The 7,941-nt window shown below is 70.4% G+C and carries 8 protein-coding genes; 2 read left to right on the top strand and 6 right to left on the bottom strand.

Translation table 11 applies throughout. From position 1 onward, the window contains the following. From QUV35_RS16505 to QUV35_RS16490, 4 genes are all read right to left on the bottom strand, one after another. Positions 1-217, bottom strand: a 217-nt coding sequence (locus QUV35_RS16505; RefSeq protein WP_300876565.1) for an ESPR-type extended signal peptide-containing protein, incomplete at its 3' end; no start/stop codon positions are given. Between the two features lie 204 nt (positions 218-421). Next, positions 422-1,231 carry a serine protease gene (locus tag QUV35_RS16500; RefSeq protein ID WP_300876571.1) on the bottom strand — a complete coding sequence of 270 codons (810 nt, stop codon included), beginning with the start codon at positions 1,229-1,231 and terminating at the stop codon, positions 422-424. Positions 1,232-1,263: 32 nt separating this feature from the next. After that, on the bottom strand, positions 1,264-1,830 hold the full coding sequence (locus QUV35_RS16495; protein WP_300876562.1) for a hypothetical protein: 567 nt from the start codon (positions 1,828-1,830) through the stop codon (positions 1,264-1,266). Positions 1,831-1,843: 13 nt separating this feature from the next. Further along, positions 1,844-2,665 (bottom strand): alpha/beta hydrolase, encoded by an 822-nt coding sequence (locus QUV35_RS16490; RefSeq protein ID WP_300876559.1) that lies wholly within the window; start codon positions 2,663-2,665, stop codon positions 1,844-1,846. A gap of 155 nt (positions 2,666-2,820) precedes the next feature. On the opposite strand from QUV35_RS16490, the gene QUV35_RS16485 reads away from it, so the two are divergent. Then, positions 2,821-3,504 (top strand): cupin domain-containing protein, encoded by a 684-nt coding sequence (locus QUV35_RS16485; RefSeq protein WP_300876556.1) that lies wholly within the window; start codon positions 2,821-2,823, stop codon positions 3,502-3,504. Here the strand turns inward: QUV35_RS16485 and QUV35_RS16480 are convergent, their stop codons facing one another. Both QUV35_RS16480 and QUV35_RS16475 read right to left on the bottom strand, forming a co-directional pair. After that, entirely contained in the window at positions 3,505-6,015 is a 2,511-nt protein-coding gene (locus tag QUV35_RS16480; protein WP_300876553.1) for an FtsX-like permease family protein, read from the bottom strand. Continuing rightward, positions 5,999-6,694, bottom strand: coding sequence for an ABC transporter ATP-binding protein (locus QUV35_RS16475; RefSeq protein WP_300876550.1), 696 nt, complete (start codon positions 6,692-6,694; stop codon positions 5,999-6,001). The genes QUV35_RS16480 and QUV35_RS16475 overlap by 17 nt, the downstream gene beginning before the upstream one ends. Positions 6,695-6,986: 292 nt before the next feature. Between QUV35_RS16475 and QUV35_RS16470 the strand changes: the two genes are divergently transcribed. Beyond that, the gene (locus QUV35_RS16470; RefSeq protein ID WP_300876547.1) at positions 6,987-7,940 is read left to right on the top strand and encodes an ABC transporter substrate-binding protein; all 954 of its coding nucleotides are present in this window, start codon (positions 6,987-6,989) and stop codon (positions 7,938-7,940) included. Position 7,941 lies beyond the last annotated feature (1 nt).

The following is a 7,941-nucleotide window of genomic DNA, read 5'->3' as shown; positions in this document are numbered from 1 at the left end:
TGTTGACCAGCGGCACGCCGTTGGCCGCGCCAAGCACCGTGGGGCGCAGCGTGCCGGGGGCGGCAGGGTCGGCGCTGATCTGCGCCTGCAGCGGCAAGCTGGTCAGCAGCATGGCTGCTCCGGTGGTCGCCTTGCCCATGGTGCGGGTGCACTCGGCCACGACCATGCGCAGCCCTCGCACTGCATTGAACAACGGGCGATGACGACACTTGTTCATGAATCACTCCTTGAACTGGCCTGAGCGGCCAGCTTGTTGACGGTGATTTGTTGCTTGTTGCAACAAAAAGGACCGCGGAGTGTAGTTCTTAAGACTTCATTGGTTGGATGCTGCCCGGGGTAGGGCGCGGGTGGGCTCGGTGTCGGAAACCGCTATCACGCGACGGACCGCGCGCGTGCCCGCGCCCGAAGGCGCTGAACCCGTTCACGCCACCGAATCGCTCTTGCGCGGCGCGGTGAGCGTGAGCAGGATGTCGGCGTACCAGGCGCAGTTCAGGCCGAGCGACTCGTCGAGCACCAGATCGCGGTCGCCCATGTCCATGCGGGCCGAGTGCACGCCCAGCAGCTTCCAGGGCAGGGCGGCATTGAGGGCTTCGGGAGAGGTGTCGCGCATCACCACGGCCGCACCGCTGGTGCCACGGTGGGTGCGGGCGTCGGTCAGGAAGTAGCCGTTGCCCTGGAAACGGATGCCGTAGGGCGAGGCAATGATGGCGTGGCGCAGCACCGGCAGGTGGTGCAGGGCGTCGTGAAAGCCGAGCGGAAAGCCAACCACCAGCAGCGACTCGCCGGGGTGCACGTCGGCAAAGCTGGTGGACAGGTGGGCCGGGCTGAAGGCCCGGATCACCGACTCGTCGGGCAGGGCCTTGCGGTCGAGCTCGATCACCGCCACGTCGATCTCGCCGCCGCTGTCCTTGCCCTGGCGCCAGACCGCCTCGCCCTCGTCGTACAGCAGCATCGAAAAGCCGGTGGAGCGTGTGAGGTTGGAGGCGTCCAGGTGCAGCTCGATCTCCAGCCGGTCCGGAAAGTGCTGGGTGTCTTCGTCGATCACCACATGCCGGCTGGTCACGAGGAACAGTCGGTCGTCGCGTTCGAAGAAGAAGCCGCTGGCGTTGGTGAGCGCCTGCTTGCCGTGGAAGGTGGAGACGCGCGGTGCTGCCAGAAACAGCGGGTCGACCGGCGCGGTGATGGGCGACACGTGGTCGCCATCTGCATTGCCGGTGGATGGAGCCTGCATCTGCTCGGGCGCGGGGTGGATCGGGGGTCGGTTCATGGTTTGAGTGTCGCACCCTTCGACGCCAACAGCGCCAGGGGATTCAGGAGAGAGGGAATGGTGAAGGCGGGCTGCGCCGGAACGCGTGCGGCGGGCCCGGCCGGTTGGGGCGCGTTGGGCGCCAGCGCCGCCCGGGTGGGGGGAAACTGTTTCGAGACGAAGGTCCAGACCATGCGCGATGCATCGGGTCCTTGCGCGTCGCTGTAGGGCTGGTTGGGGGCGCCACCGCTCCAGGCGTGGCCGAGCTGGGCGACGTCGATCAGGGTGACAGCGGTGTGGCCCCGGTGTTTGAAGTCGGTCACCTGCCTGGCGCGACGCTGTCCCTGGATCACCAGCAGCGGAGGCAGCGGCAGCAGCGCCTGTCCCGGTGAGGGCGACCACGGTGCGGGCAGGTGGTGACCGCGCATGGCGGCCAGGATCAATGCCACTTCGGCGTGGGCACGGCCGCTGCGCGTGTCGTACCCGTTCCAGCAGCGCTGGGCGCTGCGGGTGGTGCGCGCGAGCGCGGCCAGGTTGCGATTGAACAGCTTCACCCAACCGGACGCCGCCGCGCGCTTGGCCATGGCCGCCGGGTCCTCAGGCTTTCAGGAACGCCAGCAGGTCTTTGCACAGACGTTGCTTGTGACTGACGAACAGGCCGTGCGGGGCACCCTCGTATTCGACCAACTGCGCGCCGTCGATGGCCGCCGCCGCGAGCCGGCTCGATGCCGCGATCGGCACCGTCTTGTCGTCGGTGCCGTGGATCAGCAGGGTGGGCACATCGAAGGCCGCGAGGTCGGGACGGAAGTCGGTGCTCGAGAAGGCGCGCATGGCGGCCAGGGTGGGCCGCAGGCCGGCCTGCATGGCCATGCCGTGCGCCCAGCGCAGGGTTTCATCGCTGACGCGGCTGTCGATCGAGCCCAGGCTGAAGAAGTCGCGGAAGAAGCCGGTGAAGAACTTGGCGCGATCGTCGGTCAGCGCGCGGGCCGTCTTGTCGAACGCGGAGCCTTCGGCGCCGGCGGGGTTGTCCGGCGTCTTCAGGCGAAACGGCAGCACCGAGGAGATCAGGGCGGTGCGGGCCACGTTCTTGCCGTTGTGGCGCGACATGTAGCGCGCCACCTCGCCGCCACCCATCGAGAAGCCCACCAGGGTGGCGTCCTGCACGTCGAGCTGTTCCATCACTTCCCAGAGGTCGTCGGACAGGGTGTCGTAGTCGTAACCGTTCCAGGGCTGCGAGGAGCGGCCGAAGCCGCGCCGGTCGTAGGCGACCACTCGGTGGCCGCTTTCCACCAGCGACACCGCGAGATCGTCCCAGCTGTCGGCGTTCAGCGGCCAACCGTGCACGAGCACGACCGGCTGGCCTTCGCCCCAATCCTTGAGGTAGATCGAGGTCTGGTCGGCGGTGGTGATGCGGTGCATGGATGGTCTGCTGATTGAAAACGAAAGTTTTCAGTGTCCGCAGCGCGCCGGGCCCTGTCTGTTCGCCACCGCACCCACCGCTGAAGCTGCCAAGGGCCCACGCCAGCGCGGCTGACGCAGGCGTGCTGCAATCCGGTCCCTGGACGGACATTGCCATGAACCTCAACGACGACTTCTCCCTGCGTGCGACCCAGTTGGCCGACACGGCCGCCTGGCAGCCCTCGCCCCTGCCCGGCGTGGAACGTCGCCTGCTCGACCGGGTGGGTGACGAGGTGGCGCGCGCCACCAGCGTGGTGCGTTATGCACCCGGCTCGCGGTTCGACGCGCACACCCACGGAGGCGGCGAAGAAATCCTGGTGCTCGAGGGTGTGTTCTCCGACGAGACCGGTGATCACCCGGCCGGCACCTACCTGCGCAACCCGCCGGGTTCGCGCCACGCACCGTTTTCGCAGGCGGGCTGCGTGCTGCTGGTCAAGCTGTGGCAGTTCGCCGCCGACGACCTGACCCCGGTGCGCATCGACACCCGCGCCGAGCCCTGGCGCCAGGGTCTGGTGCCGGGCCTCACGGTGATGCCCCTGCACGAGCACGACGGCGTGAGCACGGCGCTGGTGCGCTGGGCGCCCGACACGCGGTTCAACCCGCACCGCCACCCGGGTGGTGAAGAGATCTTTGTGCTCGAAGGCGTGTTTCGCGACGAGCACGGCAGCTACCCCCGCCACAGCTGGCTGCGCAACCCGCGCTGGAGCCAGCACACACCCTTCACCGGGCCCGAGGGCGCGCTGATTTTCGTGAAGGTGGGCCACCTCGGCGCCAGCTTCATGGCGCCGGCCGTGGCCTGATCAGGTGCCGCTGCGCAGCAGCATGGCGGGGTTCAGCCGCATCTGCGCCAGCAGGTAACGCGCGCCCAGCCCCAGGCTGATCGCGCTCACGCCGATCGCGGTCAGCGCCCCGGTCCAGTACAGGCCCATGGGGTCGAGGTCGAGGCGCCAGCGCAGCAGTCCGGTGGCCAGAGCGCTGCCGGCCAGCATGGCAAAACCCGCGGTCACCACCGCCAGCAGCAGGTATTCCCAGACCAGCACGCGCCGCAGGCTCGAGTGGCGCGCGCCCACGGCGTGCATCACCGTGGCTTCGAACACCTGGCGCGCGCGGCTGCTGGCCACCACGCTGGCGAGCACCAGCAGGCTGGCGGCCAGGCACACACCGGCCACCACCGCCAGGCCGCTGCTGGCGCGGCCCATGAGCGCGCGCGTCTCGCGCAGCAGCGATTCGGTGCGAACGGTGGCGATGTTGGGCGCGACGGCGGCCAGCTGGTCTTGCACCCGCACGGCTTCGGCCGGATCCAGCCAGGCGGCCCCCACGTGGCGCGTGATGTAGGGGTCGAGCACGCCGTCGCTGAAGATGCCCTCGAGCCACAGGCGCGCCTGCAGGCGCCGCTGGCTGTAGATGGCGGCGAGCCCGGCCTGCACCGGCGCACCCAGGATCTCGAAGGTCAGCCGGTCGCCCACCCGCAGGCCGAGCTGGTCGGCCTCGCGGTCTTCCATCGCCACCAGCGGGGCACCGGTGTGGTCGGCCGGCCACCAGGCGCCGTCGCGGATCACCACGTCGTCGATGTTGCCGGCGCGGCTGCTGAGCTTCTGTTCGTCGCGCGCTTCGCGCACCCGTTCGCCGTCGGCGCTGTCGCGCAGCACCTCGCCGTTGACCTCGATCAGGCGGCCCAGCACCAGTGGTGCGGTGGTGAGCTGGCGCAGGCCACTCTGTGCCTTCAGCGTGTCCTGCAGCAGCGCGAGCTGTTCGGTCTGCACGTCGTGGAACACCATGGCCGGCGCGTTGGCGGGCACGGTTTGGTTCACCGTGCGCAACAGCGAAGTCACCACCAGCGTGCAGGCCACGAGCAGCGTGAGCGCCGCGCCCAGCGACAGCAGGGCCGCGCGCAGGGGCGAGTCGCTGCGCTGCAGGCCGGCCATGGCCAGGCGCAGCTCGAACGGCAGGCGCGCACCGGGCCGCAGCAGCTGGCGCCGCGCGAGTGCGCGCAGCAGTCGCGTCACGCCTTCGAGCAGCAACAGCAGCAGCACGGTGGCCAGCACGAAGGCCAGGCCGAAGCGCGCATCGGGCACGCTGGCCACCACCAGCACGGCCACCAGCGCGGCAACACCCGCGGTGAGCCACCACACACGGCGCGGCGTTTTCAGCGTGTTGCCGTCGATGCCGCGAAACAGGGCCGCCGGTGACACCGACAGCGCGCGACCGAGCGCGGGCAGCGCGAAGGTGAGTGCGGTCAGCACGCCGAAGCACAGGCCCACCAGCGATGGCAGCCACAGCCCGGCCAGCAGCGGCGCCAGCGGCAGTTGTTGTGCCGCCGCCCAGGTGCCGGCCAGGGCCAGGGCGTTGCCGATGAACACGCCGGCGAGGCTGGAGAGCAGCGCCAGCATCAGCACCTGCAACAGCACCATGGCTGCCAGGCGGCCGTCGCGCAGGCCCAAGGCGCGCAGCGTGGCCAGGGTGCCCAGCTTGCCCTGCAGGTAGGCCTGCACACTGTTGAACACGCCGAGTCCGCCGATGAACAGGGCGGAGAAGCCGATCAGCAACAGGCCCGAGCCGATCTGTCCCAGCACCTCGGCCATGCGGTCGCTGCGCTCGGCAAAGGTGCGCACCTCGGCCTGCAGGTCGGGGAAGGCCGCGATGAAGGCGTCGCGCCAGGAGGCGGCGGGCTGCGGCGTGCGCACGCGGTAGTGGTACTCCACCCGGCTGAGCGGCTGCACCAGCCCGGTGGCGGCCAGCGCGCCGTCGGCCACCAGCACCGGTGCGCCGCCCCAGTCGGCGCGCAGGCTGCGGTCGGGCTGGCGCACCACGAGTGCGCGCACCTGCAGGCTCAGGTTGCCCACTTCCACCGTGTCGCCGGCTTGCAGGCCCATGCGCTGTGCCAGGGTGGCGTCCACAGCGGCACCCCACACGCCGTTGCGCTCGGTCAGCGTGCTGGACAGGTCGCCGGCCGGGGCCAGCTCCACCGTGCCGTAGAGCGGGTAGCGCGCGTCGGCGCTCTGCAGCTCGATCAGTTGCGCGCGGCCATCGGGTGCGCGCAGCATGGTGCGCAGCTCCACCAGTCGCGCGACCGTGCCGCGCTCGTTCATCCAGCCGAGCACCTCGGGTGCCAGCGGTGTGGTCTGTTCCACTTCCACGTCGCCACCGAACAGCTGGCGCGCGTCGCTCTGCAGTGCGCCTGCGACCTGGCGGTACAGACCCCCCCCGGCCGTGACCAGGGCCACGCCCAGCACCAGGCAGGCACAGAAGATCCACAGGTGTCGGCCACTGGCGCGCAGGTCGCGCCAGGCCAGGCTAAACAGGAATCGCATCGGCTGCCCGCGAGTTCTTCACTTCGGTCAGGTGGCCGTCGTGCAGCCGCAGCACGCGGTCGCAGCGCGCCGCGAAGTCGGGGTCGTGCGTCACCAGCACCAGCGTGGTCCCCGCCTCGAGGTTGAGTTCGAACAGCAGGTCGCGGATCGCCTCGCCGGTGTGGTCGTCGAGGTTGCCGGTGGGTTCGTCGGCCAGCAGCAGTCGCGGGCGGTGCACCAGCGCCCGGGCGATCGCCACGCGCTGCTGCTCGCCGCCCGAGAGCTGGCTGGGGTAGTGGCCTTGCCGCGCTCCCAGGCCCACCCGCTGCAGCAGGGCGGCTGCGCGTTCGTGGGCATCGGGGCGGTTGGCCATCTGCAGCGGCAGGGCGACGTTGTCCAGCGCGCTCAGGCTGGGCAGCAGGTGGAACGACTGGAACACGATGCCGATGCGGTCGCGCCGCAGGTCGGCCAGGGCGTCGGCGTCCATGCCGCCGAGCCCGGTGCCATCAATGGCCACGCGCCCGCTGCCCGGTCGCTCCAGGCCCGAGAGCAGCAGCAGCAAGGACGTCTTGCCCGAGCCGGAGGGCCCGGTGATGGCCACGCGCTCGCCGGCGGCCACCGACAGGTTCACCGAGCGCAGCACGTCGATGCGCGTGGCGCCCAGCTGGTAGTGCATGGACAGGTCTGAAATTTCGATCATGCGGGTTGGGGTCGAACGGGTCGCGAAAGGTTCAGTATGCCGAGCGGGCCGAACCGCCGCCCGGTGCCGGACCATTTGTGCACCCATGCCCCCGGTGTTGCGCACCCGTGACGCCGGTTTCACCCCTGCGCCCTACACTCGGCAGGGTATGTGCAGCAGTCTGTTGCGCGCGGCCCGGGGGGCTGGCGGACGGCCCTGGTGTGCTTGTGAAACGTCGCCCGGGCCTTTCGTGCCCCGGCGAACAGGGGAGAAACCATTGCAGGGCAGGTGCTTGCGCCGGAGGTGGCGCGCGTTGGTCGCCGCGGCGGTGCTGGTGCTGGCGGCCTGTGGCGAGGCGGTCGTGCCGCCGCTCACCGTGGGCATGAATCCCTGGGTCGGCTACGACCCGCTGGTGCTGGCGCGCGACCGGGGCCTGACCGATCCCGGGCAACTGAGGGTGGTGGAACTGGCCTCGGCGTCCGAGACGGTGCTTCACCTGCGCAACGGCCTGCTCGATGCCGCCACGCTCACGCTCGATGAAACCCTTCGCCTGATCGACAGTGGCGTGGCGGTGCGCATCGTGGCGGTGCTCGATGCCTCCACCGGTGGCGACGCGGTGATCGCACTGCCGCGCATCACCTCGCCGGCGATGCTCAAGGGCGAATTCGTCGCGGTGGAAGACTCGGCCGTGGGTGCCCTGCTGCTGCAACGCCTGCTGCAGCAGGCCGGTCTGACCCGCGCCGACGTGCGGGTGACCAATGTCGAGGTGGCCCGCCACCTCGAAGCGCTGCAGTCCGGACAGGCGGCGGCAGCGGTGTCCTTCGAGCCGCTGGCCGGCGCGATCGAAGCCGCCGGCTACCGGCGCATTTTCGACAGCAGCGAGATCCCGGGCGAAATCCTCGACGTGCTGGTGGTGCGCGCCGAGGTGCTGCAGCAGCGCCCCGCTGCGGTGGACGCCCTGCTGCTCGGCTGGTACGCCGGCCTGCACGCCTTCCAGCTCGACAGGGCGGGCGCGGCCGAGTCGCTGGCACGGGGCACCGAGCTCTCGCCCGAGGCTTACATGGCGGTGCTGGGGGGCCTGGCCTTCCATTCCCGCGAAGCATCGGCGCACGAATTGCAGGGCGACCCGCCACCGCTGGTGGAAAAAGCCCGGGTCGTGGCCGAGGCCCTGCTCGAGATCGGTCTGATCCAGCGCCCGCCGCGCTGGGACGGGTTGATCGACAGCGCGCCGATGCGGCGTCTGGCGGCGCAGGCCGGGACGCCGTGAA

It is taken from the genome of Hydrogenophaga sp. (genome assembly GCF_030373225.1).
GTDB lineage: Bacteria > Pseudomonadota > Gammaproteobacteria > Burkholderiales > Burkholderiaceae_C > Hydrogenophaga.
Note: the sequence above shows the minus strand (reverse complement) of the source record. Positions and strands in the feature narration are given on the sequence as shown.

Coding starts and splice junctions, on each gene's coding strand:
- QUV35_RS16500 (WP_300876571.1), bottom strand. CDS start 1,231: ATGCAGGCTCCATCCACCGGCAATGCAGATGGCGACCACGTGTCGCCC.
- QUV35_RS16480 (WP_300876553.1), bottom strand. CDS start 6,015: ATGCGATTCCTGTTTAGCCTGGCCTGGCGCGACCTGCGCGCCAGTGGC.
- QUV35_RS16475 (WP_300876550.1), bottom strand. CDS start 6,694: ATGATCGAAATTTCAGACCTGTCCATGCACTACCAGCTGGGCGCCACG.
- QUV35_RS16495 (WP_300876562.1), bottom strand. CDS start 1,830: ATGGCCAAGCGCGCGGCGGCGTCCGGTTGGGTGAAGCTGTTCAATCGC.
- QUV35_RS16485 (WP_300876556.1), top strand. CDS start 2,821: ATGAACCTCAACGACGACTTCTCCCTGCGTGCGACCCAGTTGGCCGAC.
- QUV35_RS16490 (WP_300876559.1), bottom strand. CDS start 2,665: ATGCACCGCATCACCACCGCCGACCAGACCTCGATCTACCTCAAGGAT.